Annotated in this window: 22 protein-coding genes and 1 tRNA gene; 6 read left to right on the top strand and 17 right to left on the bottom strand. The window is 64.7% G+C overall.

The genetic code is table 11. The features are described 5' to 3' along the window. Nucleotides 1–157: 157 nt before the first annotated feature. Nucleotides 158–1,132 (bottom strand): alpha/beta hydrolase family protein, encoded by a 975-nt coding sequence (locus AC1DMA_RS01090; protein WP_478123326.1) that lies wholly within the window; start codon nt 1,130–1,132, stop codon nt 158–160. Further along, entirely contained in the window at nt 1,125–1,931 is an 807-nt protein-coding gene (locus AC1DMA_RS01085; RefSeq protein WP_478142976.1) for a serine aminopeptidase domain-containing protein, read from the bottom strand. Before AC1DMA_RS01085 ends, AC1DMA_RS01090 begins: the two co-directional genes overlap by 8 nt. A 509-nt stretch (nt 1,932–2,440) precedes the next feature. Between AC1DMA_RS01085 and AC1DMA_RS01080 the strand changes: the two genes are divergently transcribed. The 3 genes from AC1DMA_RS01080 (at nt 2,441) to AC1DMA_RS01070 (ending at nt 5,269) form a co-directional block, all read left to right on the top strand. Next, nucleotides 2,441–2,851, top strand: coding sequence for a (R)-mandelonitrile lyase (locus tag AC1DMA_RS01080; protein ID WP_478142975.1), 411 nt, complete (start codon nt 2,441–2,443; stop codon nt 2,849–2,851). Between the two features lie 13 nt (nt 2,852–2,864). After that, nucleotides 2,865–3,524 carry a carboxymuconolactone decarboxylase family protein gene (locus tag AC1DMA_RS01075; RefSeq protein ID WP_478142974.1) on the top strand — a complete coding sequence of 220 codons (660 nt, stop codon included), beginning with the start codon at nt 2,865–2,867 and terminating at the stop codon, nt 3,522–3,524. Nucleotides 3,525–3,850: 326 nt separating this feature from the next. Further along, nucleotides 3,851–5,269 carry a tyrosine-type recombinase/integrase gene (locus AC1DMA_RS01070; RefSeq protein ID WP_478142973.1) on the top strand — a complete coding sequence of 473 codons (1,419 nt, stop codon included), beginning with the start codon at nt 3,851–3,853 and terminating at the stop codon, nt 5,267–5,269. A gap of 109 nt (nt 5,270–5,378) precedes the next feature. Here the strand turns inward: AC1DMA_RS01070 and AC1DMA_RS01065 are convergent, their stop codons facing one another. Further along, nucleotides 5,379–6,107 carry a hypothetical protein gene (locus AC1DMA_RS01065; protein WP_478142972.1) on the bottom strand — a complete coding sequence of 243 codons (729 nt, stop codon included), beginning with the start codon at nt 6,105–6,107 and terminating at the stop codon, nt 5,379–5,381. 80 nt (nt 6,108–6,187) lie between these two features. On the opposite strand from AC1DMA_RS01065, the gene AC1DMA_RS01060 reads away from it, so the two are divergent. Beyond that, nucleotides 6,188–6,409: a hypothetical protein gene (locus tag AC1DMA_RS01060; protein ID WP_478142971.1), complete on the top strand. Its 222-nt coding sequence runs from the start codon at nt 6,188–6,190 to the stop codon at nt 6,407–6,409. Further along, nucleotides 6,406–7,272: a hypothetical protein gene (locus AC1DMA_RS01055; protein WP_478142970.1), complete on the top strand. Its 867-nt coding sequence runs from the start codon at nt 6,406–6,408 to the stop codon at nt 7,270–7,272. The genes AC1DMA_RS01060 and AC1DMA_RS01055 overlap by 4 nt, the downstream gene beginning before the upstream one ends. Nucleotides 7,273–7,314: 42 nt before the next feature. Here AC1DMA_RS01055 and AC1DMA_RS01050 read toward each other — a convergent pair whose 3' ends face one another. Genes AC1DMA_RS01050 through AC1DMA_RS01035 form a run of 4 tightly spaced genes read right to left on the bottom strand, consistent with a single transcriptional unit; the run spans nt 7,315 to nt 9,559 of the window. Continuing rightward, nucleotides 7,315–7,704 carry a hypothetical protein gene (locus AC1DMA_RS01050; RefSeq protein WP_478142969.1) on the bottom strand — a complete coding sequence of 130 codons (390 nt, stop codon included), beginning with the start codon at nt 7,702–7,704 and terminating at the stop codon, nt 7,315–7,317. Further along, nucleotides 7,688–7,909 (bottom strand): hypothetical protein, encoded by a 222-nt coding sequence (locus AC1DMA_RS01045; protein ID WP_478142968.1) that lies wholly within the window; start codon nt 7,907–7,909, stop codon nt 7,688–7,690. Before AC1DMA_RS01045 ends, AC1DMA_RS01050 begins: the two co-directional genes overlap by 17 nt. 53 nt (nt 7,910–7,962) lie before the next feature. Then, the gene (locus AC1DMA_RS01040; protein ID WP_478142967.1) at nt 7,963–8,811 is read right to left on the bottom strand and encodes a hypothetical protein; all 849 of its coding nucleotides are present in this window, start codon (nt 8,809–8,811) and stop codon (nt 7,963–7,965) included. Nucleotides 8,812–8,869: 58 nt separating this feature from the next. After that, nucleotides 8,870–9,559 (bottom strand): recombinase family protein, encoded by a 690-nt coding sequence (locus AC1DMA_RS01035; protein ID WP_478142966.1) that lies wholly within the window; start codon nt 9,557–9,559, stop codon nt 8,870–8,872. A 104-nt stretch (nt 9,560–9,663) separates the two neighbouring features. Between AC1DMA_RS01035 and AC1DMA_RS01030 the strand changes: the two genes are divergently transcribed. Next, a complete protein-coding gene (locus AC1DMA_RS01030) occupies nt 9,664–10,347 on the top strand; it encodes a DUF6988 family protein (RefSeq protein WP_478142965.1) in 684 nt (227 codons plus the stop codon). Between the two features lie 233 nt (nt 10,348–10,580). On the opposite strand, the gene AC1DMA_RS01025 is transcribed toward AC1DMA_RS01030, so the two are convergent. The 10 genes from AC1DMA_RS01025 to AC1DMA_RS00980 all read right to left on the bottom strand — a co-directional run bounded on the left by AC1DMA_RS01025 (nt 10,581) and on the right by AC1DMA_RS00980 (nt 23,443). Next, nucleotides 10,581–11,078: a hypothetical protein gene (locus tag AC1DMA_RS01025; RefSeq protein WP_478142964.1), complete on the bottom strand. Its 498-nt coding sequence runs from the start codon at nt 11,076–11,078 to the stop codon at nt 10,581–10,583. A 520-nt stretch (nt 11,079–11,598) separates the two neighbouring features. Next, nucleotides 11,599–14,274, bottom strand: coding sequence for a DUF3987 domain-containing protein (locus AC1DMA_RS01020; protein ID WP_478142963.1), 2,676 nt, complete (start codon nt 14,272–14,274; stop codon nt 11,599–11,601). Continuing rightward, on the bottom strand, nt 14,267–14,614 hold the full coding sequence (locus tag AC1DMA_RS01015; RefSeq protein WP_478142962.1) for a hypothetical protein: 348 nt from the start codon (nt 14,612–14,614) through the stop codon (nt 14,267–14,269). The genes AC1DMA_RS01020 and AC1DMA_RS01015 overlap by 8 nt, the downstream gene beginning before the upstream one ends. A gap of 146 nt (nt 14,615–14,760) precedes the next feature. Continuing rightward, complete coding sequence (locus AC1DMA_RS01010) at nt 14,761–15,000, bottom strand: helix-turn-helix transcriptional regulator (protein WP_478142961.1); 240 nt, start codon at nt 14,998–15,000, stop codon at nt 14,761–14,763. A 158-nt stretch (nt 15,001–15,158) separates the two neighbouring features. Further along, the gene (locus AC1DMA_RS01005) at nt 15,159–15,380 is read right to left on the bottom strand and encodes a helix-turn-helix transcriptional regulator (protein ID WP_478142960.1); all 222 of its coding nucleotides are present in this window, start codon (nt 15,378–15,380) and stop codon (nt 15,159–15,161) included. Nucleotides 15,381–15,738: 358 nt separating this feature from the next. Then, complete coding sequence (locus AC1DMA_RS01000; protein ID WP_478142959.1) at nt 15,739–16,722, bottom strand: hypothetical protein; 984 nt, start codon at nt 16,720–16,722, stop codon at nt 15,739–15,741. Nucleotides 16,723–16,750: 28 nt separating this feature from the next. Continuing rightward, nucleotides 16,751–18,241, bottom strand: a complete 1,491-nt coding sequence (locus AC1DMA_RS00995; RefSeq protein WP_478142958.1) for a restriction endonuclease subunit S — start codon at nt 18,239–18,241, stop codon at nt 16,751–16,753. Then, nucleotides 18,238–19,695, bottom strand: coding sequence for a class I SAM-dependent DNA methyltransferase (locus tag AC1DMA_RS00990; protein WP_478142957.1), 1,458 nt, complete (start codon nt 19,693–19,695; stop codon nt 18,238–18,240). Before AC1DMA_RS00990 ends, AC1DMA_RS00995 begins: the two co-directional genes overlap by 4 nt. 39 nt (nt 19,696–19,734) lie before the next feature. Continuing rightward, nucleotides 19,735–23,208 (bottom strand): type I restriction-modification system endonuclease, encoded by a 3,474-nt coding sequence (gene hsdR / locus AC1DMA_RS00985; RefSeq protein ID WP_478142956.1) that lies wholly within the window; start codon nt 23,206–23,208, stop codon nt 19,735–19,737. 159 nt (nt 23,209–23,367) lie between these two features. Next, a tRNA-Lys gene (locus AC1DMA_RS00980) sits at nt 23,368–23,443 on the bottom strand. Nucleotides 23,444–23,501 lie beyond the last annotated feature (58 nt).

Raw genomic sequence — 23,501 nt, 5'->3', positions numbered from 1 at the left:
TTGGGTTCTTGGGATCAATCCAGATGAACAATGTCAAGAAGATAAATACAAAAGCCATGGCAATTGCGCTGACACCCCGCCGCAAGGCGCGTATGAACATAGGTGACATGACATCCTCCCGATTCTTGAACTTATGATTGGTCAGTGAACCCGCTCATCAAGTCCGCGCGTGCTCCAGCACCGTCGGGACGCGCGGCTCCGGGATTCGGATGCCCTCCCCTGTCGCGACCGCGGAAGGCGACAAGGCTCGGCCCGATCCTTGGATCACTCGCATGGCCCAGTCGCACACCACGGACATGAATATCTTTTGCGCCTTCAGCGACAGGAGACTGTGGTCGACCTCCGGCAGGAAACGGTATTCGGCCCTGCGTATGAACGGTTCGTTGACGAATGGACCGAGTTGGTCGCGGTTCCAGTCCCTGGCCTGGAGCGTTGCGCTGTAGACGAACATGACCGCGACGTCGCGCTCCGCGATCTGTCCCATGGACCTGCAAAACAGGTCAGCGACTGCGCGCCGGTCGTCCGCGGCGAAGATGCTCGCGGGCCCTGCCGCCGCTGCCGACCCCGTGCGGCCCTTCGATGCTGCGTGGAGTGCGGGCAGCAACGCGCGCTGCATGTTGCTATACACCCGCCCGAGCAGTGCGGTCACCGAACGCTCGGCCAGGAAGCTTTGAAGGCTTCGATCCCATCGAGCGCGACGGCTCGGAAATGTATAGCCGTCGAACATCAGCAAGCCGATCATCCGCGGATCGCTCACACAGAGTGCCAGGCCGCTGCCCGCTCCCGAGCACAGGCCGACGAGAACGAAGCGCTCGATGCCGAGCAAGGTTTGCATCAGGTTCATCGCCGCCTGAAGATCGAGTACCTCCCGCTTGCGGAAATGCTCGTCACCGCTGGCCGGGCGACTGTCGCCGAGGCCGGCAAGGTCGATGCGGATGCTGCTGACGCCCATGCCCGCCAGCTGTCGCGCCAGCTTGACGTTGATGCGGCGTGGACCGACCCGGTGATTGGCTCCCACATTGAGCAGCAGGCATCCGACAGGCGCCATCGATTTTTGCGCCGGCGTCGCAATCAGCCCGATCAGAGAGTCGTCCGGCCCGAACAGGACCGGCATTTCCTTGTAGTCATTCATGGATGTGCCTCCATAGGCATTGCACAGCTTCGGCCGGAACCATGGCGCTGTCCGCGAAAGGGTCGGACGTCCATACCAGCGAGTGCGAAAAGGGAACCAGCCGCACCGGCGCGCCGCGCTCGGCCTGCTCGAGGGTCCACGTATGCGCAACGGTGTCTTCGGGGTCTGCCAGCACGATGGTCGAGTGCAGCAGAGGCAGCTTCATCGAACTGGGCGACAGGGCTCGCAATTGCTGGCGCAGCTCCGGCGAAACGGCGAAACCGAGCAGCTCGTCGGTGAAGGCGTCCTTGTCCTCGACGAGGCTGCGACGCCATTCGGGCTTTGGCCTGAGATACGACACCTCGAGGGCCGAGACATGGGCTGTGCGTACGTCCTCCAGATAGCGCGCCCCATCGAGAATCGGGTCCCAGAGGATCAGGCGCGACAAGTCGCTGTACCGGCCTTGTGTGGCGAGCACGGCCACCGCCGCGCCAAGGCGCGAACCCAGCCAGATGATGCGGCGCGGCGCCGCGCGGCGTCGCAGTTCTTCGTGGGCGATACCGACATCGCGGACCCAGCCGTGAATGTCGCCCTCGAAGTCTTCACCCGGCGCGTCGCCGGTACCGTGATAGTCGAATCGCAGCACCGGCATTCCTGCACGGGCGAGACGATCGGAGAGCACGCGGAACATTCGATGCGTACGTATCGCTTCCTGCCCGAAAGGTGGACAAAGGAGGACGGCGGCGTCTGCGGCGCCTTCAGTCGCGTGATACACGCCAAAGAGCCGGCGAGAGCCCGGCCCGAAGATCATTGGAGTCATGGCAGATGACCTGATTCGTCCAGGCGGGCGACGTCACGCCGGTAGCCGATTTGGCCGTCATTGGCGGGGGAGATCCGACGGCTCGCAAGGCAACTGCTGGACGGATGACTTGCGCAGGCAGTCGCGCGTGACAGGCAAGGAGGAGACTCGCGCCTCCCCGCTCTCGCTCCCGTCCCTCCCCTCAACGCGGCCATGGCCTACCTTTTTATGCAACGATAAGTTACGTTCAATGTAGCATCAAAGTAGCATCAAAGTAGCAATTTCCGTAAGCTATTTCAGGGCTAGTACAAATACTTAACGGATGCGCGTCAGTGATGCGGTCGCAGGCGAGTCCAAATGCGTGCGGCGGCCGATAGCGGTGCCCTGCGACTGTTTTTCTTATCAGTGCAGGCGTAATCTTTGCCCGTCTGGCCGTCACCCTTGCAGATGCGACGCACTGCCCTGCACCACGCCTGACTCTGCTGGCGACGGGCCCCACTTGATTTTCGACAACCATCAAGAGGTCCACCATGATGCTCAAACGCGCAGGCTCACAGCCTTCGGCACAAGGCCCGTCCGCCTACTTCACCGGCCAGGTGCGAATCGATCCGCTGAACGCACCGCCCGAGCCAGCCCGCGCGTCGTGCGCAAGCGTCACCTTCGAGCCCGGAGCGCGCAGTGCGTGGCACACGCACCCTCTCGGGCAGACTCTGATCGTGACCGCTGGCTGCGGCTGGACGCAGTGCGAAGGCGAGCCGATCGTGGAGATTCGCGCAGGCGACGTGATCTGGTGTCCACCGGGGCACCGGCATTGGCATGGCGCCACACCCACGACGGCGATGACTCATATCGCCATTCAAGAAGCGCTCGACGGCAAGAACGTCGAATGGATGGAAAAGGTGAGCGATGCCGAATATCTCGCGGGACCTCCGGCGGCTTGAAAACGACACCACCATGACGCATCAATCTCAACCTCAATCTCAGTCGCCTCAGTCGCTCCTCCCCGCCTCCCGGCGGGCCATTGTTCCCATTGCGGCCTTCGCAGCCGTTGGCGACATCGCCAAGCTCCGCTCGGCACTCAATCACGGGCTTGATGCCGGACTCACCGTCAATGAATGCAAGGAAGTCCTGGTGCAGTTGTATGCCTATGCCGGCTTCCCGCGCAGCCTCAATGCCTTGGCGGAACTGATGAATGTGACCAAGGATCGCGAGCAGCGGGGAATCAACGATCCAGCCGGCAGCACTCCGACGCCGCTGCCTGCCGGCAGCAACATCATGGACATCGGAACGGCGAACCAGACCAAACTCTCGGGCGCTCCTGTGCGCGGACCGCTGTTCGAGTTTGCCCCGGCCATCGACGAGTACCTGAAGGCTCACTTGTTTGGAGACATCTTCGCGCGGGACAACCTCGACTGGCAGAGCCGTGAGCTTGCAACCGTGAGCGCGCTGTCCGCATTGGCGGGCGTCGAGCCGCAACTCGTGGCGCACATTCGAATCAGTCTGAACGTTGGTTTGACGAAAGCTCAGTTGAGCGAAGTGGCAGATATCCTCCGGGAGATAGTCGGAGAGGATGCGGCGGTACGCGTACGGGAGGCGCTGCAGGAGAAGGCATAGGGCCTCACTGGTGAACGAGAACGACACACCTTGCAGAAAGATGTGACTTGGCCGAACCAAAACAAAAAGCCTGCCATTAACCAAATAGCAGGCTTCTCATATGTCCACGCGGGTAGTTGGTAGGACGTACTGGATTCGAACCAGTGACCAACGGATTAAAAGACAGGTCCAGCGTTGTTCCCGAGCGTTCGCCGTTGTTCAATGTGCATCAAAATTATTGAGCAATATCAAAGAGTTACGTCGATTCGTTGTTCCCGGTTGTGCCAGAATGTTCGGCATCGTGCCAAACACAGATCGCGACATGGATCGCGACAAGAATCTGACCCATGACGCCTTCGACACAGCCCTCCACCATCCTCCGCCGCAGCGCGCCCATTGCCCTCACCACCGCGACCATTCGGAACCTCAAGCCCGGCAAGATGCTCGCCGACGGCGCCGTCCGGCCGGGCTTCGGGTCGTTGAAGGCGCGACGGCGAATCGCCGCCAACGACCGCACCGTCACCGAGTTCATCTTCGTGTACCAGCACGAGGGCAAGACCCGCACGCAGACGCTCGGCCGGTTCAGCAGCGCCGAGGCCGAGGGGCACCTGACCCTGACCCAGGCCCGCACGGAGGCGGCGCGCCTTCAGGCCACCATCAAAGGTGGCGAAGACCCGCTGGCGCAGCGCGAGATTGCGCGCCAGGAGGCGAAGATTCTGCAGGCGACCGTCATGGCGAAGGTCCTGAATGTCGAGAGCAAGACGCTCGCCGCGATCTGCGACAACTACGTTGCAAGGCTGCGCGAAAAGGACAAGTTGGACAGCGCCTACGACGCCGAGAATCTCTTCAAAAATCACGTCAAGAGCGCATTTCCAGAACTCGCAGCCCTACCCGCCTCGGCAATCACCAAGCAGCATGTCGCGCGAATGATGGCACGGCTGATTGACCCATCCATCGCACGACCGAAGGGGCGCACCGCGCTGAAGTTGCGAACCTACTTGGCAGCGGCATTCAAGCGAGCACTTGGCGCAGATTCGAACCCCAAAGCGCTGGACGCCGCTGGCTTCGATGTCACTAGCAACCCCGCAGCAGCCGTGAACATCGAGGATTTGGCAGAGTTCAGGCGTGCCAGCGACCGCGCCCTCTCGATCAAGGAACTGCGCATCTATCTCGCCTACGTCGCGGCGCACCCGTCGACCCTGATACGCCTCGGCTTGATGCTCCAGATCGCCACCGGCGGCCAGCGCGTGCAGCAGCTTCTTCGCATCGAGCACGCCCATGTGCAAGCGGGCGAGACGCTCACGCTGTTCGATCCGAAGGGCCGGCGCGCGCAGCCCCGCCCCCACGTCCTGCCGATCGTGCCCGAGGTCGAGGAAATCCTCGCCGAGCTTGCAACGATCAACGCCGAGGGCGCCTTCTTCCACAACCGCGACGCCGTGATGCGGGCCGAGACGCTATCCGAGGCCGTGCTCCAGATTAGCGACACCATGAAACACGAGGGCACGGCGTCGGCGCCGTTTCGCGGCGGCGATATCCGGCGCACGGTCGAGACGATCATGGCCGAGCGCCTCGGCATCACCAAGGACACGCGCGCGCAACTGCTCAGCCACGGCCTGAGCGGCGTACAGGACGCCCACTATGACAAGGGGCTGCACCTGCAGGCGAAGACGGACGCGCTGCGCAAGTGGAATGAATTCATCAGGGACTTGGCGATCGGCCGCGCCGACGCCGACGCGCAGCAGACTACAGAGGCGATCGCGGCATAGCGCATTGCCGCTTGTCGTGACGGCACGATGCGTTTTGAAACTTGGTGCGCCGTTGAAAGCGCCTTAAACCCGCCCCGTGCGGGTTTCTTTTTGTCCGAGCGGCGCCGGCCTACTTCGGCACCACGGGCGCGGGCGCAGGCGCCGCTGGCGCGATCGCGGCAGGCGGGTCGGCCGTAGGAACGACAGGCACCCACGTCGTGCGCAGCACCACCGCCCAGGTCACCACGCCGATCGCGAATAGGCCCAGCAGCATCTGCGCCACGGCCGACCAGACCGCCCAGGCCCCGATCCGCCCCATGGACTTGCTGAACGGCGCTACACCGTGCTCAAGCATCTCGTCGTACTTGCGGCGCAGGAAGGCTTTCATCGGCCAGGGGTAGGCCGCCACCAGCCCGTCCATGAACTCGATGGTCTCGGCTCGATTGAGGTCCTCCAGATCGTGCTCGCGCGCCAGCTTGCCGCCCGCGACGCCCGCCTGGACCATCGTCGAAGCGACCTGCTGCACGGCGTGCGCCACGGCCGCCGCGAAGAACAGAAGCACGACCGCATGCGCCGCGCCGGTGCCGATCACGCCGATCGCTTTGTCGTAGTTCGAGACGAGCAGCGCCACGATGGCCGCGAAGCCCGTCAGCAGCCAGCCGGCAGGCTTCAACCACTTCTCCGTGACCGTGCCGACGACGCCGACCATCATCGCGTGCGTCACGGCGGGCATGTTCGGCCTAAGCTTCGCCGGCTCGGGCGGCGCCGGCCGTCCGTACCGGAACTCGAAGACGCCGGGTCGATATGCCGAGGCAAAGTGGGCACTGGCGGCCTTGTCGGGCGGGGGTGTCGATGGCATGCGGCGGATTGTGCGCGAGGGGCGATGCAGGGCGTCGTCGTGACTGGAAAGTTGGCCCACCAGTCACAGGAACGCCAATCGTGAGCACGAAGAAGACCAGCACCGCGCGCACCCGCGCATACCGCCGACGCCTTGCCGAGCAGGGATTCGAGAGCATCTATGTTGCGGTCGACCGCAGCACTGTGCGTCGCCTTCGCGCGATCGCCAAGGAGCACCAGAGGCCGATGGCCGAGGTCATCGCGATGGGCGCCCTGCTGAGCCAGCGCGCGCTTTCCGATACCGCCGCAACCCCCGCCGAATGATCCCGGTGACGGTGGTGCCAGGGCCCGCCGGCGCACCGGCCGGGGTCTACTTCAACTGCGCACGCCTGAGCGCCACGCTATCGACGACAGCCTGCGCCAGCCGCTGGAGCACGGCGGCCAGCGCGTCGACTTGCAGCGGCTGCGCCATCGGCCGCCAACACCATGCGGCCACCGCCAGCGGCGCTGGGATCGCACCGAGGGCCCGCGATCGCCAGCGCGAATGCATGCGCTGCGGCAGGACCGACCTGCGCGTGATCCAGGCGCACTCGCTTTGCGTCAGTTGCTTCAACAGATCGCGCGAATGGCGCGTCGGCCAGAACTCGAAGGGCGTGCCGCCGGTTCAGTTCGCGCCCCTGATCACGTTCACGGTCGCCACCGAGACGGCGGCCGGCGAGGTCATGCACAGCATGGTCCAGGCGCGCCACGTCGCCGAGGCGATCGGCGTCATCGCGATGCGGCTGCCGAAGGGCGCACGGCTCAGCACGGCCCGGCCCGGCAGAACGGAATGGAGCACGTGCCATCGCCGGCTGGTCGTCGCCTGCCCCGCATGCGGCCACCCGGGCCTGCTGGAGCGCGAATCGCGCGGCATGCTTCGCCACCATTGCGAAGGGTGCGGAGGCGCGCCCAGCGGCCTGGGATGGACCCTGGCGAGGCCACGTGCAGCCGTCACGGTATGGCCGGCAGCGACCCTGATCACATGGCTCAAGGCCACCGGGGAGCGCCCAACCGCCCAGTGGACCTCGACGGCGTTCGGATGCGGCAACTGCGGCGCAGGCGTGCTCCAGGCGCGCAGCACCGCAGACGGCAGGCTCGACGCGCGATGCCCGGCTTGCCACGACCACCACGCGGAGCCGACCCCATGAAAACGACCCGCGTCGGCGGGCCTTGGTCGAAGGGGATGCCGGTCAGAGCCGGGCCAGCCGGCGCGCCAGGGCGAGCACTTCGGCGTCGGTCATATTGTTCGGGTCCACCTTCCTCGTAGACACGATCGGTACCGACGACTTGAAGAACACGCGGCGTTGGCGCGTGGACGGGCCGGCCGATGCACGCACTGCGCGCGGGCGCAGGTCCACCGTTTCCGGGTCAATCGTGAGGGGCGCGGCCAGCCGCTCGTCGGCGACGTCGAGCCGACGCGCACGCGCTTCACCCGCGTACTTCGCTCGGGTCGATGCCACCGCGCACTTGAGCAGGAGCATGAAGACGGCGTCCTCGTGCTCCTTGGTGCACACGCGGTTATCGAGGTGATCGGCCGCCGCGAACAGGCGCTGCCACGTCAGCTTAGAAGTAGTCGCCATGATCGTCCCCCACGAGGCTGTTGGCGTCGGCGACTTGCATCGCGCGCATGTTGGTCGCAAGCCGGGCGGCGATGATCCGCGCGGCGGCGTCGATGGCGTGCTCGTGGCCGCTGGCGATCGCGAATGCCATGCCGTGAATCTCCGTGTCGCAGCAGCCCAAGTCGTTGAGGGTGCCTTCGATTTCGCTTTCGATGACGTTGGTCATCGCCGGCTCGTCGAGTTCCCGGCGGCGTGCGGCGGCCTTGCTGGGCCGCGCCTTCACAGCCAGCCCCCATTCGCGACGGTGCGCAGGGCATCGGACGCGCGATAGATCGAGCCGAGGTTGTTCACCCCACGGTCGGCCGCAGCGAGGCGCAGCACGCGCACCTGGGCGGTGAAATGGGCTTCCAGGGCGCGAACGCGGTCGGCCATGCCATCGAGTTCGGCGCGCTTCCGTGCGGCCGCCAGGGCCACCTTGGCGGCGTCCAGGGCGTGCTGCTGCGCCACGGGGTCGGCAGCGGCCACGGCGGCATCCAGCGGCACCAGCATGCGTTCGAGGTCTTCGATATCCATGCCCAGCGCGGTCATGTTCGCGGCGTCCTCGGGCTGCTCGTTGCCGGCAGCGCGGCGGGCCCGGATTGCGGCGAGTTCGGCGGCCTTGGGTCGCAGCCGGGCGCGCACCGCGTCGCGGTGGGCGATCGCGGCCGCATGGGGCACATCGGCCTTTGCCAGCGCGGCGCGGGCCTGCGCCAGATGCTCGGCGGCGACGCGCACGATCGACGACTCGACCGGCGCGGGCAGCGGGTCGGCATCGGGCGCGGACTCGATGGTTTCGATCACGTCGGCGACCTGATCCTGCGCCTGTTCGACGGCTTCGGCTTCGGCCTGCTGGGCGGCGGTCTGATCGGCTTCGGCAGCGGCGCGTGCGGCTTGATCGGCGGCATCGCGCTCGGCGGCTGCAGCGGCAAGCGCGGCTTCGAGCGCGGCTCGGGCGGGGCCGGTATCGGCGCCAGCGATCAGCGCGTCTTCGAGCGCCTGCTCGGCAAGTCGAACGGCCTCGGGTGCGGTGGCATCGGAGGGGCTTTGGGAAGTGGTGTGCGTGTGCATGGAATCGAAGTCTTCCGTCACGACGGGCGTTCCGGGAACACCTTTTTCCAAGGCGGCAGCCGGCGCCGCCCCCACGCCCTCACATGGCTGGCAGACGCGCCAGGAGGTTGCGCACGGCGGTCGGCGTCCACGTAGCGCCACCGCGAGCGGTGCGAATGCTCTTGGCCTGCAGCGCGTCGGCGATCGCCCGCAGGCTCAGGCCTTCCTGACGCATCGGCCCGACGATCGGCGCCATGGTGCGGGCAAACGCATCGGCGGCACGGCTGGCAGCATCGGTGCCGAGCTTCTGGTCGACCACCGGGCCACCGCGCCAGCCGCCAAGGGCCACGCCGCGTTCCTTGGCAGCGCGCAAGGCATCGCGCGTGCGCGTGCTGATTAGGTTGCGCTCCTTCTCGGCCAAGGCGGCGTACAGGTGCAGCATGAAGGGGTCGGCATCGGCGCCGAGTTCGGCGACCACGAAAGGCACCTTCTGCGCCATGAGGCCGGCGATGAACGCCACGTCGCGCGACAGCCGGTCCAGCTTTGCCACGCAGACCGCGCCGCCGGCAAGCTTCGCGGCGGCCAGCGCGGCGGCCAGCTTCGGCCGACGATCCAGCGCGTCGGCACCCTTGCCGGTTTCGACTTCCTCGAAGAAGCCGGCGATGTGCAGGCCTTCCGTTTCGGCGAAGCGCTTGATGGCCTCGCGTTGAGCTTCGAGGCCGAGCCCCGACTTGCCTTGCTGGCTGGTGGAGACGCGGACGTAGCCGTAGAGGACTGAGGTAGAAGACATTTTTATAAATCCAATCAACGGTCGTTGTCCGAAATTATATGGAAGCTTGCTCGCCAGGGTGTCAGGGTGTCTCCCAGGGCATCGCATCGAGTAGCCTCGCCGGCATGAACATCCGCCAGGAAGCAGAGGCCGAAGACGAATCGGCCGACGATCGCCTCAACCAGTTGCTGCAGCAGTGCGAGGCGTTGGACGAAGACGTCGCCAAGCTGCTGCGCAAATGCGAAGCGGCGAGCCCGCGCGCGATGCTCAGCTTGGCGCTTTGCAATGCGGCGTTCGAGCACGCCCTCAGCCAGCGCGTGCTGATGGAAGCGGGCCTGACCGGTACCGCCCTGGCGCTTTGCCGCCTGCACTTCGAGGCGACCGTGCGCGCAGCATGGATGGGGAAAGGCGCGTCGAACAAGTGGGTCAAGGCGTTCACCACGGCGGTCGACGACAGCGAGGGCCACAAGGAGCCGATCATGGGACCGCCGATCCCGGCGATGCTCGACGCCTTCGCGAAGCACGCCCCACACATCGCTGCGGAGTTCAGGAAGCTGTACGCCACGATCGACGGCATGCATTCGTTTGTGCACGGCGGATCGCAGACGGTGGCGCATGCGCTGATGGGCGGCTACCCGGCCGACAAGTTGGCGTCGGTCCTGCGGAACCGCAACCTGCTGCAGGTCTACACGGCGAACTGCGCGATCGTCACGGCCGAAAGCGGGATGCTCGGACCGCGCTTCGGCCTGCTGAAAGAGAAGCACTGGGCCGCGATGCCGCCGCCGTCGTCACCGCAGGTCGCACTGTAGGGCCCAGCGACCGCCGGGCTGTCGGGCATACCGCTGCCCCGACCCCCACCCCCAGCGAACCCGGGCCGCCGCGCAGCAGTACAGGCAGAGCAGCCCCCAGATGCCGCCGGTACCGGACAGTTCAACGTCGCCGAACCCCGGCTCGTCGGCGAGCGGCCGCTGGCAAGCGTCGCAGCGGTCGACGGGGCCGATGAAGTAGATCGGCGCAGGCACGGCACCAACCCGCGCGGGCATCACTTGGGCCGCGAGGCGCCCTCGCGCGTGCCGAGCAGGGCCTTCGTGGCGTCGTTGAGGATGATGATCATGTCGGCCTTCGCGTCGGCTTCCACCATCAGGCCCTTGTTCACGGCGATGGCGTTCGCGATGACCGTGGACGCGATCGCCACGAAGAACGCGAGCGCAGATCGCTCCATGCCATCGACCTTTGGGCAGATCGCGCGCAAGTAGATCGCAAGCCGGCGGCGCGAATTCCAGGGCATCGGCACGTAGCCCTCGTCCTCGCCCAGGAAAATCGCCTCGTAGCGCTTCGCCAGTTCGTGCACCCTCGCTTCGGCCGCGCCCTCGTCGCCGGCGCGGCCATCTTCGAACTCCGCCAGGATGGACAGAGCGCCCGCCATGAAGTCGCGCAGCAGGTGGTCGACCACGGTGGGGCTGCCCAGGTAGTTGCCCGCACCCACCGTGTCGGCGACCAGCCGGAGGCCGTCCTGAGCGTTCGCTTCCATTCGATCCATCGCCAACCTTCCTTGCGACCTACCGGGTCGCATTGCCGCGCAATCTACCGCCACCACGGCCCAGCCGAACGGACGGTCGCGCACTCTACCGTCGTGTTCCCCGGGACTGGTCGTGCGCCAGGTCGCGCGCGCGTTTTTTTTATACGCGCGGCCGGCCGTGGTCGCGGGCGTGGGTTTCACGCCCCACGCGAGCATCCATCCGCCCCCCGCGCTGCTTACCCGCAGACCGGCAGCAGTCCGCCCACCGCCCACGTTGACTTTGTTGCATCGCGTGCGCGGAGGGGTATGCGTTTGGAGGGAGAGAGAGAAGAAATTGCCATTACCTCCGCACGCGCATGCAGCAAAGTCAACAAATCGGGGGGGCGCGCCGATCTACCCAAGGTGCCGGCCGGGCGACCACGTTTGTTGACTTTGTTGACCGACTGCGGTGATCCACCGGTCAACAAAGTCAACATCGTCGTCGATGCGTTTGGGCCGACCGACCGGTCCAAGAAAAAGGGCGCCGTAGCGCCCTTGGTGCTCAAGCCGCCCGGGGCCCGGGATCGTTCGCCGCATGGCTTTCGCGAACCTCGCGAATCGCCGCCACCGCAGCCTGTCGACGATCGCGCTCGATCGTGGCCCGGGTCGCGAAGGCCTCATGCACCAGTGGATTGACGGCCCAGCGGTTCGGCCTGCCGTCGTGGCCGATGGCCTCGGACTCCGGTTCGAGCCAGCCGTAGGTGCACAGGGTGCCGATGACGGACTGCAGTTCCCAGTCCTTGAGCGACCTCGACGCCTTCCAGCCGGTCGCGAGGTCGCGACGCGACATGGTGGACCACCCACGGGCCAAGATCAGGCGTGCGAGTTGGCGCACATGCTCGTGGCGATCGTCGGCATCGACCAATTCCGTGTAGAAGTGCATCGCGTGGTGCAGCAGGCCGGCGCACATCAGCTTTTCAACCCGTTCGGCGGTTGCGGGGCTGACCGGTTCGGCCGTGGGGTGAACCTTGCGCGCCGCGCATTCGCACACATGGACCGTCAGCAGGATGCGAGCGAACAGGCCCGGCCACTTCCCCATGCACGCCTTCAACTGCGGATGATCGATCGCCTTGCCCATCTTCAACGCCAGCGAATTAACCCGCTCGCGTGCCAGATGCGCGCCTGCTGCCAGCACCACGGGCTTCGACCCGGGCTGAACCGCTTCCAAGTAGGCGAACAGGTCATCGAAATCGCGCACCGCGTCGGCGTCCGGTGCGCGGTCCTGACCGGCCTCGGCAGGCCGAGCAATCACCACCATGAAGCGCTGCAACAGCCCGTCGTCGCCCATGCCGCTCGCGATCCGGCGCATGGGGCCCGGCTGGATGCCGCCGAGCACGCACGCCGAGAAATTGGGCACAAAGATGCTCCCGCGCTGCACCCGATCGATCTGCCGGGGGCCGCCGTTGTACAGTTCGAGCCAGTGCGCGCGGTCCTTGCCAGCAGACTTTCCGCCGCCCTTGTAGGCATCCATCGAGCCGAACCAGCCGGTCAGTTCGTCGACGAAGCACATCACTCCGCCCTCGTTGTCTGCCAGCACATCGGCGAGCGCTTCGACTGTCGTGTCCTCGACGATGCGACGCTTGCGCGGGGGACGCTGCGGCTGCGGATGCACGCCCTTGCCGTCGAGCTTGCAGCTTTCCTTCCAATCTTCGTACCGGCGCAGAAAATCGGCCTCGCTGGCCTTGTTCGCCTCGGCGCAAGCACCGTTCGCCTTCCGCACGTGGCGCATCCCCTTGGCGATGCCGGGGGTCTTCATCGTCGAAGGATCGCCCACCATGGCGCCCCACAGGCGCGGCGATTCCTTCCAGGAGTAGTCGTGCTGCTTCGGCTGAATCTGCAGCCCGTCATGGATCATCGAGGCCGCTGCAACGAGCGCGCTCACTGCGATGATCGCCGGGTCGCAACCGAGAAGCTCGGCTTGGTCGCGCGCGTAGGCGGCGATTGGCGCTGGAAAGCAATCCAGCGGCAGCGGCGGCGGCGGGAGCACGTTGAACAGGTCCACCGGCTGGCCGATGCCTTCCCCAGTGGGTACGAGCTTGCGCTTCTCGGCGCCCGATTCGGACGGCGCAGCGGGGGCCGCAGCCGGCGCCAGCTTCGGCTTGTAGGCCTCGCCCGGTACCGGTGCATCGTCGAACAGCTTCTGCACCATTGCGGCGATCCTCTCGGGTGGCAGGCCCTCTGCACGGGCGCGCACAACCAGATCGTTGAAGTCGCAGCCCGGCGGCGGCACCGCGACCTTCATGCCGAACAGGCGACCCGCCTCGAAGGCGACCTGCATGCCGGGGTTGCCCTTGCCTTGCGCTTCGGTTTCGGTGTCGTTGTCGGCGGCGATGGTCACGTCCTTGACCTTGCCGGATTCATGGATGGCCTTCGCGACCGCCAGCACGTTGCCGGCGTCGAAACAGCACAGCACCGTGCGGCCGGTGGCTTCGTTGATCGAGGCGGCGGTGGCCCATCCTTCGGCCAGTACCAGCCCGGGGTTCGTGCCCTCGATCGGCGAGAAGTTGCCCAACTTGGAGGCGCCCGGCAGATGGAATTTTTCGCCTTCGGCCGTGATCCCTTGCACGCTTTGCAGCTTGCGGGACTTGTCGAGGATCGGCACCAGCAGCACGTTGTCGATCGTGATGAACTTCGGCTTACCGTCGGCATCGACGGCGAATGAGCCGTCGGCGTTCTTTGCGCGCTTCGTCCACGTGCCGATGCGCAACCCATGGGGCTTGATGCCCTTTTTCTTGACGTACAGATGCGCTTCGGTGGCCGGGCGATCCTTCGCGTCATCCCAGATGCCATTCGCGCGCTCGCGAGCCTTTTCCGCCTTCGCAGCGCGCTCGATCGCGGACTTCTTTGCGGCCTCCTTCGCGGCAGCATCGGAGGCCTGCTTCTGTTCAGGCGTCGGGGGCACGTACTGGCCCTTCGGGTTGTAGCCCTCCAGCTTCGCGAGCGCGACGACCGAAGCGAAAGTGCGCTTGCCGATCGGCGACCACGAGCGCCACACGTCCTCGGCCTCGCCGAAGTTGTACTTTTCACCTTGCGCCGACCAGTCGTGCCACGCGCCGTGGCCGCCTTCACCGACCGCGTTCTTGATGCCCGGGCAAATGACCTCGGCCCACGTGTAGCGATCGCAATTCGGGCTGAGGTACGAGAGGACCTCGCGGACACGGGATTCGGTTTCAGCCATGGCGCACCTCGCCTTCGACCGTCAGCACGGCGCCGAGCGCCCACGCCACCCACGCGACGCTCGCTCCCCAGCGCGGCGGCACCAACGGACGCGGCGGTGCACTGCAGCCCGGCGGAGCGTTGCAGGGCTCAGTGCGCACCAGGGCGGCGCCGTCATCGATCCGGGCCGCCAGGACCGCGCCACGGCCGCTTGCAGCCGCGCACGCACGTGGCAAGGGGGTAGCGAGGCTCGGGCAGCCAGCGCGGCGCGTGGGGGCGCCGTGGGCCTGCGCCGGCGCAACGGGTGCGCGGCGGATGATCGCGAAGTGCGCCGAGGGCAGCGCAAGGCGGGTAGCAGACATGTGCAATCCGTTCAAAAAAATCACGGGTTGCTTGCGGCCGGGAATCCGGGACGCGACAATGCGCTCTGGTAGGGGCGCTTGTCGCTTGGGGCTGCAAGCATTCAAGGAAGGCCTGTCCGGTTTGCGCCGGGCAGGCTTTTTCCGTTTCAGGAGGCGGCGCTCTCCTGCTCGGCCAGGAAGCGACTTACGTCAGCCAGTCGAAAGCGCGACACCTTGGGGCTGAGCTTGATCGGCGCGCCAAGGCGACGGGCCTTCACGAGCGCGTCGATGTAGCGCGGCGACACGCCACCAAAGAGCGCGCAGAGCGCAGGCTTGCTGATGAGCCGGAGGTCGTTGGTTTCAGCGACGGGGGGCTCGGCGTTCAATACGGGGTTCGGGTTTGGCATCAAGTGCTCCTTCGATTCGACCGCGCAATCGTTCCGTCACGACAGGCCCGCGTGTCCAGTTGCCGGCAATTGCCAGCAAATTGATCAGGCGCGCGCAGGCGGTCACCAACCCCAGGCAGAGGCTGGCGGTCGTGAACAGGTTGCGAGGGGCGGCCGGATCAGCCGAGCAAGGCGTCGACGTCGGCGGAGATAACGCGCACGGCACGCTTGCTCAGCGTGACCGTGCGCAACTTCCCGTCCTTGATCAAGCGATTGACCGTGGTGCGGCCGACGGACAGGCGGGCACCTGTGGAGGCGATCGTCTCCATGATGGGCCGGGGTCGCGGGGCAACGGGGGTAGCGGCGCGAGACTTCTCGGCGCGATGGGCAGCGTTGGGCATTGGTGCACTTTCAGGTTGGCAGGTTGGTCTTGCCCCGCTGGCCCGCGCCTGGATAGAATGCGCCCACAACATGCATCAAATTTGTTGAGGCACTCCACATCAGGAGCTTGCCGCGCGAGGCCCTCATCAGGTGTTCCACCACCTGACCCGAGGGCTTCGTTGTTTGCGGAGCACCGCGAGCGTACCTCGCCGTACGCGGCTGTTTCACACCCTCACGACTCACCGCACGACAACGTGCATCAAAGATGAGGCACGTTCAAAAAAAAGGCCCTTTGCCTCAAGGACTTAGCGGGACCGAAATATTTTTTGTCGCGGCGAGGCAACGCAACTCGGCACCGAGTCAAGGAAGCGAGGCCTTCTACCGACGACCCGCACGGGCTTGCTGTTCGAGTTGGGTACGCATGGAACGCATCGCGTCGAGTTGCTCGCGCATTAGGCTTTCCTGGCGCGCGCGATCGGCCATATCGACCTTCCGATCCGCTGCGGCGGCATCGTCCTGCAGCTTCAGGATGTGATACGGCACCAGGGCCGATGCGAGCAGCGCGACCAGCGCGATGCCGATTGACCATCGTGCCAACATCAACGCGCGCTTGGCGGCCTTATCGGAGGCCTTGCTGGCCTCCTCCCACTTGGGCACGACGTCGAGCGTGACCGTACGCAACAGTTCGGCCTCGCTGCTCGCGAGCGCCGCGAGTTGCGTTGCGATCCCGTCGAGCTTTTCGACCGTGAGTTCACTCGATCGGATCAAGGGCGAGGGCCCGATGTCGGCAAGGACCCGCGATCGCACCTCGAACATTTTCGGGTCGGGGCGCGCCAGCGCCGCGCTAGGCCCCGCGATGGACGTCAAATTCCTTGCGGCCGCCTGCATCGCGTCGAGGCTTTTCGCCATCTGCGATTGCAGGGTCGATCCGATCGAACCGAAGGACTCACGAACTCGCCGTGCCGTCTCGGCGGAGTCGCGCGCTTGTTGCCGCACGTTCGCATCAAGCTGCGCGACCTCGTCGCCATCGGGCTGCAGAACCATGCCGATTGCCTTCGCCACGGCGGCCGTGAGTTCGTCAAGTGGCGCAATGATGCCAACCTCGGCTTCCTCGAGCGGCTCATCGAATGCATCCTTGCTGCGAGAAACGAGACGCCTGACGACTTCGCGGCCGAGCACGTCGTCCGAGACCGCAGGATCATCGATCAGCGGCCCCAGATCGCCGAGATCGCGCGTGCTCAGGTGGCGAGCGTAAAGCGTGCCTTCTGCAGCCTGCAGCTCAACGCGCTTGCCGATCAGGTCGGCGAGGCGGAGGCGCCTTGGCTCGCCCTTCTCATCCGGCGGCGTTGTTTCATCGCTCACGTCGCACTCCGGCAGCCAGCGCCCGTGTTCACGCCAGGACGTCGCGCCGAGGCCGCCCGCGCCGGACCGGCGCTTCGGCAGGCTGTGCAGCAAGGCGCTGCAGGAGCGCGCCAGCCGCCTCGTCGGTGGGGTCTTGCGGTACTAACTCGCCGCGGAAGGCCTTGGCCAGGAGGGCGGGCGTTAGTCGATCGACGGCGGTCTGCGCTTGGGACAGGCGGACTTCGAGGCGGTCGGCGAAGGCAAAGAGGGTTTCGACGCGCCGGACGATTTCGGTCTGTTCAGCACGCGGCGGCAGCGGAATAGGAAAAGTCTTGAACATCGAGAGATCGATGCGAAGTCTGGTGACGCCAAAGCAAATGGCTTCAACGATCTTCTTGGAAAGTGGCCCGTTGAAAAAATGCATCAAGTATCGAGCGTCGGCGACTGCTTCGTCGACCTTCATCTTCATCACATCGGGAGTAACCATCGCAGGTCCGCCGCCCTCAGGGAAGATGCAGGCTGTTCCGGGCGGGTCGCCTAGCTTAGTCACGAGCAACTCCCCGCCGTATATAGAGTACGGCTGGTGATGCCGCCGCCAGACCTCTGTATCCATAAATCCGGGCTTGCGCTTCAAGTAAGCCCCCTCACCCACGTGCCGCAAAAATATTATCGGGATGCCGTCCTGGCGAAAATCTTTGGCTTTGAAGATCGTCCCAAACGGCCCCGCGCAAATGGCGTTTCCTTCGTCGCAAGCCAATCGATGATTTGCGAGCCAAGCCCACGACTCGGGCAAGTCGTAGAGCATCGCTCCGTCAACGCGAGCTGCGTTTCCGCGAACACGTAGTGATCCAGTTCGCGTCAGTTCGTGAATTTGAACTTCGCGCTCCGCAGACCCGGGGGCGATAGCGTTTTGCCCTCGCCAATCCTCCGTCAACCGTCCCGACGTGGCCGCCGCGAGGACGGATTGGCGGAAGCGTCTAAGCAGTGGGCCCACGGCGGCCAGACGGTCGCGACAGGCATCCACGCGACCGAGCAAAGTTTCGAGCTTGTCCGCGATGCGTTGTTGCTCCTCGAGTGGGGCCAGCGGAAGAACATCACTCAAAACGAAGTCTTTTGGCACTCGCTTGTGGCCCACAGAGCCGGTCATGTTGATTGCGCCACGGATGCGAAAACCGTCCGTGCTCACCCAGGCCAGTAGATAGCGCGCGTCGAGCACCTGTTCTTTGGGACGACACACGAAGAATTCGCTGCTGCCCGCACCAATGCCGTTTGGCAAATTGCGGGCGATGCCAGCCTTTCCATTCTCAAAGCACGGCGTGATCTTCGCCAGCAGGACGTCGCCGTTAGTGAAGTGTGTATATGCCTTCTTAATTTCACCCCACGGTCGAACCTCGAAGGAAAGCGGTTCGAGATAGCGCGTGCCAAGCGCCTGCATTGGCGAGAAGCCCGCGCTCGTCTCTGAGGGCACTTCCGTTTTCGGGTTGAGGTTGATCAGTTGCTTGATCGCCTTGGATGTCCAACCTGGGGGCAATTCCATCATCGGACCGCCTCTTCGCCCAACTCAGACAGGATCGCCTCTAATTCTGCCAACGCCCCACTCATTTCCTCGATCGCCTCCCGCGCCAACACCGTCGGCTCGGGCAAGTCCCCCGCGTCCTCCGCGCTGTCGTCCTTCAACCAACTGATGTCCAGACTGTCCTGGCGCGCCAAGATTGCAGCGCGGCTGAAACGACGAAATCGTCCCGCCTCCCCTTGGTCCACACGCAGGCTCCGGCCATTCGCCTCCTCGCCAAAAGCCTGCTCGAAGTCCGCAAAATGCGCACGCGTCAGCGGCGTGCGCTTGCCGAACTTCGGCGCGTTGGCCCGCATGTCGTAGACCCAGACCTCCTCAGTGCTGCCGGTCGCGCTCTGGCTCACTTTCTCGAAGAAGAGCACGTTGGTCTTGACGCCCTGGGCGTAGAAGATGCCGGTGGGCAAACGCAGGATGGTGTGCAACCGGCACTTGTCCATCAGATCGCGCCGCACGTCGGCGCCCACGCCCGCCTCAAACAAGACGTTGTCGGGCAGCACCACGGCAGCACGCCCACCGTCCTTCAAATGGCGCACGATGTGCTGCAGAAAGGCCAGTTGCTTGTTGCTGGTGGCAAAGGTGAGGTCGTCGCGAGTCGGACCTCCGCCGCCCTTGGCGGTGCCAAAAGGCGGGTTGCTCAGGATGATGTTGCTCTTCGACAAGCCGCTGCCGGCGCTGCCGAGGGTGTTACCCAAGTGGACTACGCCATGGGCGTCGCCCTCGATGCCATGCAGGAGGCAGTTCATGAGGGCGAGGCGGCGCGTGTCGCTAACCAGTTCCATGCCGAGGAAGGCCTTCTGACGCTGGAACTTGCGGTCGCGGTCGTTGAGGTCGAACAGATCGTCGGTACGGGCCTTGATGTACGCGTCGGCCGCGATAAGGAAGCCGGCTGTACCAACCGCCGGGTCCTGCACGGTTTCGCCCGCCTGGGGCTGCACCAGCGCCACGATGCTGTCAATGAGCGGGCGCGGCGTGAAGTACTGGCCCGCACCGCTTTTGGTCTCGCCTGCGTTTTTTTCGAGCAGGCCTTCGTAGAGGTCGCCCAGCCCGTCTTTCTCGGCGCTGTACCAATCGATGCCGTCCAGGCTCTTGATGAGCTGTTCCAGGTGGCGGGCTTCCTTGATCCGCGTCTGCGCGTCAGCGTAGATGGCGGCGATCAGCGGGTCGGCATGCTGGCTGAGCTTCAGCAGGGTTTCGCGATAGTGATTGAGCAGGTTCAGCCCGCTCAATGTCGAGAGCTTGTTCCAGCGCGCGTACTCGGGGAGCCGGTGTTTTGCCAGGATGCCGCTTTGTTGGTTCTCGTGCTCCATTTTTATGAAGAGGAGCAGCACCAGTTCGGTGACGTAATCGCTGTAATTGATGCCGTCGTCGCGAAGCACGTCGCAGAGGTTCCAGAGCTTCTGGACGATGTCGTTGGGGGTCATGGAAACAGGGGGAAGAGAAAAAAGAGTTCTAGGGCACGCTTACGCGGCCAAGGGCCAAATCCGCTCGGCCAAATCCAGCATCACATTGTCGAGCCTACCGCCAAGCAGCTTGTCGAGTTGCTTCGCGCCGCCATGGCCCACAAAGGCACTATTGACGAAACCATGATCCACCACCACCTCGTGCGTGAGCTGCTTCGCCAGCCGTGCGAGCCAGCCCTTCTGCACCGGAGTCCAGGCGTGCGCGGCGTAGATGGTCTGCATGGCCTGCGTCACGCGCTGCTCGAAGGGCACCAGCGCCTCGCCCAACGCGGCTTGGCGGATGTAGCCCAGGATGCTGGCCGCGATGTCCTGATTGCTCTTGGTGCGCCAGGCGGACTTCAGGTTCGCTTCGCTGTAGCCGTGTTCGTCGAGCAGCAGCCGCACCTCCTTGAGTTGTTCGCGCGTAAGGTCGCGCGGGCGTTGAACCACCACCGCCAGCGCGGCCGATTGGTTTACTTGCTCGCGGATGAAGCGGCCAAAGCCGTCGAGGTAATCCTCCGGCCGGGTATAGGCACCCCAGCTTTGATCACGCGCCTTCAGCACGTCGCTGTGTTGGGAGAGGATGGGCATGTAGGCCGTGCCCAGTAGTTCTTCTACTTCGGCAAGCTGTACGAGCAGGCGCGTGTTGCTTCGCAGGAAATCGGCAGCCGCCTTCGGGCCTTGCGCTTCCCCGAGCTTGTGCAGGTGCTGGTGCAATTGGTCGGGCGGCACGCCCCACTGTTGCTGAAGTTGCGCGAGCCGCTCCTTTAGGCGCGGGCGCTTTTCTGCGCTGTGCGTGGCTTTGCGCAACACCCGCATCAGCTTCTGATTGAGCTGGTCAAGTACCTCGTGCGCATGGGTACGCCCGGCCGCGCTGCCCGGCGCTTGAAGGCTGTCGGGGTTGTTCAGTTCATCGAGTAGTTGCTCGATCGTGACCCTTGGATCTTTGACCAGCGGCCGCATTGTGTTGACGGCTTCGAGCGACGCATACAGATCGACCGGGTCGTAAATCTTGAAGACCGTCTTGCCGATCGCATCGCAGCGCCGCGTGGCCCGCCCGATCATCTGCTCGTAAAGGATGCGCGAGCGGACGCGGCGCAGGAAGACCAGATGACAGATCGCCGGCACGTCGATGCCCGTTGTCAGCAGGTCAACGGTGATCGCGATGCTTGGAAAGGTCTCGTTCTTGAAGCGGCTGATCAGTTGTTTGACCTTGTCGGATGCGCCGGTGATCTTCTTGACGGCAGCTTGGTTGTATCCCTCACCGTAAAGTTCGCCGAAGGCTTGGTGCAGCAGTCGCTCGACCATATCGGCGTGGGCATCCGTGGCGCAAAAAATCAGGGTCTTCTCTTCGCCCAGGGGATCGATCTCGCGTGCAAGTTGCTCGCAGATGACGCGATTGAAATCTTCGTTGATGACACGCCGGTTGAAGCTATCGACCTGGAAATCCAAGTCATCGTCAAGTTCCGCGCTTTCGATTTCGCCGGTGCCGAGGTTGATGGCCTCGACCTTCTCGCCCTTCGCGAACTGAATGCCCTTTTTGCTAAGCAGCGTCTCATAGCGGATGGGCGGCTCATGGTCGATCAGGCAATCGTCCGCCACAGCTTCGCGGTAGCTGTAAGTGTAGACAGGGCGTCCGAAAATTTCGGTGGTGTGCTTCGCCGGCGTGGCAGTGAGGCCGATGCGCACAGCGTCGAAATAGTCGAGCGCACGCCGATAGGCCGAGAGGTACTGTGCTTGATCGCGCAGAGCCTGCTCGCCCTCGGTCATTTCCTGATCCAGCGCGTAGCCCCGATGGGCCTCGTCCACGATGATGCAGTCGTAGGCATCGACCGCCGGGGGGGTATCGCTTCCGAAGATGCGCCGCGCCATCGCCTGCACCGTGGCCACCTGCACGCGGGTTTCTGCTTCAGCCGACATGTCGCCAAGTTCGGCAACGTTGTAGATGCGGGATAGAGGCAGGCTCTGTTCCAGCGGGGCTTCGTCGAAGGCCGCGATGGCCTGATCGCCCAGCGCGGTGCGGTCAACGAGAAACAGGATGCGGCGAAAGCGCTCTGCCTTGAGCAGACGGTACATGAGGCCGATGACGGTGCGCGTCTTACCCGTCCCGGTGGCCATCGCCAGCAGCGCCCGCGTGGCACCGTCGGCCAGCGCCGCTTCCACGGCCTCGATGGCCTTGTCCTGATGCGGCCATAGGTGCAAGTAGCCCAAGCCTTCTTCGCGCAGGCGGGCCTCAGCGGCTTCCCTGTCGCGCTTGAGCAGATCGAGCAACCCGTCGGGCGTATGAAAGCCCTGGAGTGCGCGCGCCACGTGCGAGGGATGCCGCACGTCTCGAAACCAAGTGCCGCTGAGGTCGGGGCTCTGCTTGATCAACGGGCGGCCGTTGCTGGCGTAAACGAATGGCACACGGAAGGCGCCACCCTGCCCGTCGGGCCAAGGATCTGACCGGCCTTCAACGGTCCAAGCGGCAACTTGGCCATCATCGGCCCGCAGGGCGCGCGCGTAGCGTTCTGCCTGCCCGATCTTGCCGGCCACGTTGATGATCTGGCGCTTGGCTTCCACAGCGGCCACCGGGGTCATGCCCGCGAACAGCATGTAGTCGGCGCGCCCATCAGCCGTGGGCCACTCGGCGATCGCCTGATTGACGCCGCGCTCCGGGCGAATGCCCTTTGCGAACGTCATGTCCACGCTGTCCACGCGCCACCCCACATCGCGCAACTGCTGATCGATGATCTGGCGCGCGGCGGCTTCGTCGAGGTGCACCTTCTTCGCCGCGATTTGCGAACGCCGCGCGAAGGAATTCACCTCATCGGCGCTGGCCTGCCGCTCGGATGCGGCCATGTGCGCATCGAACTGCCGCTTGAGTTCCGCATAGTTGCGGCTGGCTTCCTCGGCCAGTGCTTCGTACAACTCGCGTTCTTCTTGGGCCCGCTGGGCCATCTCGCGTTCCTGCTCGGCCTGTGCGGCCTGGAGCTGCGTCAGTTCATCGCGAGCCCCCTTCGCGGCTTGCGCAGCGGCCAAATCAGCTTCGAGCTTGGCGACCTGCTCGTGAAGTTCCACGAGCTTGCGACTGGGATCGTCCGGCAGAACGAATTTGCCGGGGTTGAAGTCAATATCGCCGCCGAAGCTGCGGTGAAACCAAACAGCCAACTCGCGGGCCACCTTGAGGGCGTCAAGGCCTTCGCGATAGCCGATGCGGTGCGCAGGATCGTGGGCCGCTTGATTGCCTGTACGCCGCAGCAAATGGAACATCTGGGCAACTTGCGGGTCCAGCCCCATGCGCGCATCCACGGCTCGAAGGCGATCGGCTTGCGTGGATTGCTGTGCGATACCCAACCGCGCTGCAATCTCCTCCGTCAAAGCCTCGGCCAACAGGCGAAGCTTGAGCACCGCACTGGCGGGGTCGTGCGCGAATATCCGCTCCGCCGTCGCACCAAGATCGGCAAGTAGCGGATCGTGCTGCTTGAGAAAGCCGAAGTTGGAAGCGACGTTCATCACAGTTCCGATTGGTTAAGACGGGTCGCTACGGAATGTAACAAGGAAGTCCTCCAGCACCAATCGCAACATCGGACGGATCGCGACACAGATCGCGACACGGTCTGCAAGAAATGAAAAAGGGTTAGCAGGCACTTACCGGCTAACCCCCGTCATTGTTGGTAGGACGTACAAGATTCGAACTTGTGACCAACGGATTAAAAGTCCGCTGCTCTACCAACTGAGCTAACGTCCCCTACCCATTTACCAGTCGCTTCTTCGTTCTTTGCTGGCGTTGAATCCAGCAAAGCCAG

It is taken from the genome of Variovorax sp. 05N34, assembly GCF_056397405.1.
This window is presented reverse-complemented; position numbering and strand designations above follow the sequence as displayed.

What these genes read in the sequence shown, in the direction of transcription:
- AC1DMA_RS01075 (WP_478142974.1), top strand. Translation starts at nt 2,865, where the DNA reads ATGACGCATCAATCTCAACCTCAATCTCAGTCGCCTCAGTCGCTCCTC.
- AC1DMA_RS01030 (WP_478142965.1), top strand. Translation starts at nt 9,664, where the DNA reads ATGAACATCCGCCAGGAAGCAGAGGCCGAAGACGAATCGGCCGACGAT.
- AC1DMA_RS01015 (WP_478142962.1), bottom strand. Translation starts at nt 14,614, where the DNA reads ATGTCTGCTACCCGCCTTGCGCTGCCCTCGGCGCACTTCGCGATCATC.
- AC1DMA_RS01050 (WP_478142969.1), bottom strand. Translation starts at nt 7,704, where the DNA reads ATGGCGACTACTTCTAAGCTGACGTGGCAGCGCCTGTTCGCGGCGGCC.
- AC1DMA_RS01055 (WP_478142970.1), top strand. Translation starts at nt 6,406, where the DNA reads ATGATCCCGGTGACGGTGGTGCCAGGGCCCGCCGGCGCACCGGCCGGG.
- AC1DMA_RS01090 (WP_478123326.1), bottom strand. Translation starts at nt 1,132, where the DNA reads ATGAATGACTACAAGGAAATGCCGGTCCTGTTCGGGCCGGACGACTCT.
- AC1DMA_RS01010 (WP_478142961.1), bottom strand. Translation starts at nt 15,000, where the DNA reads ATGCCAAACCCGAACCCCGTATTGAACGCCGAGCCCCCCGTCGCTGAA.
- hsdR (WP_478142956.1), bottom strand. Translation starts at nt 23,208, where the DNA reads ATGAACGTCGCTTCCAACTTCGGCTTTCTCAAGCAGCACGATCCGCTA.
- AC1DMA_RS01065 (WP_478142972.1), bottom strand. Translation starts at nt 6,107, where the DNA reads ATGCCATCGACACCCCCGCCCGACAAGGCCGCCAGTGCCCACTTTGCC.
- AC1DMA_RS01070 (WP_478142973.1), top strand. Translation starts at nt 3,851, where the DNA reads ATGACGCCTTCGACACAGCCCTCCACCATCCTCCGCCGCAGCGCGCCC.
- AC1DMA_RS00990 (WP_478142957.1), bottom strand. Translation starts at nt 19,695, where the DNA reads ATGACCCCCAACGACATCGTCCAGAAGCTCTGGAACCTCTGCGACGTG.
- AC1DMA_RS01020 (WP_478142963.1), bottom strand. Translation starts at nt 14,274, where the DNA reads ATGGCTGAAACCGAATCCCGTGTCCGCGAGGTCCTCTCGTACCTCAGC.
- AC1DMA_RS01005 (WP_478142960.1), bottom strand. Translation starts at nt 15,380, where the DNA reads ATGCCCAACGCTGCCCATCGCGCCGAGAAGTCTCGCGCCGCTACCCCC.
- AC1DMA_RS01035 (WP_478142966.1), bottom strand. Translation starts at nt 9,559, where the DNA reads ATGTCTTCTACCTCAGTCCTCTACGGCTACGTCCGCGTCTCCACCAGC.
- AC1DMA_RS00995 (WP_478142958.1), bottom strand. Translation starts at nt 18,241, where the DNA reads ATGATGGAATTGCCCCCAGGTTGGACATCCAAGGCGATCAAGCAACTG.
- AC1DMA_RS01080 (WP_478142975.1), top strand. Translation starts at nt 2,441, where the DNA reads ATGATGCTCAAACGCGCAGGCTCACAGCCTTCGGCACAAGGCCCGTCC.
- AC1DMA_RS01025 (WP_478142964.1), bottom strand. Translation starts at nt 11,078, where the DNA reads ATGGATCGAATGGAAGCGAACGCTCAGGACGGCCTCCGGCTGGTCGCC.
- AC1DMA_RS01045 (WP_478142968.1), bottom strand. Translation starts at nt 7,909, where the DNA reads ATGACCAACGTCATCGAAAGCGAAATCGAAGGCACCCTCAACGACTTG.
- AC1DMA_RS01085 (WP_478142976.1), bottom strand. Translation starts at nt 1,931, where the DNA reads ATGACTCCAATGATCTTCGGGCCGGGCTCTCGCCGGCTCTTTGGCGTG.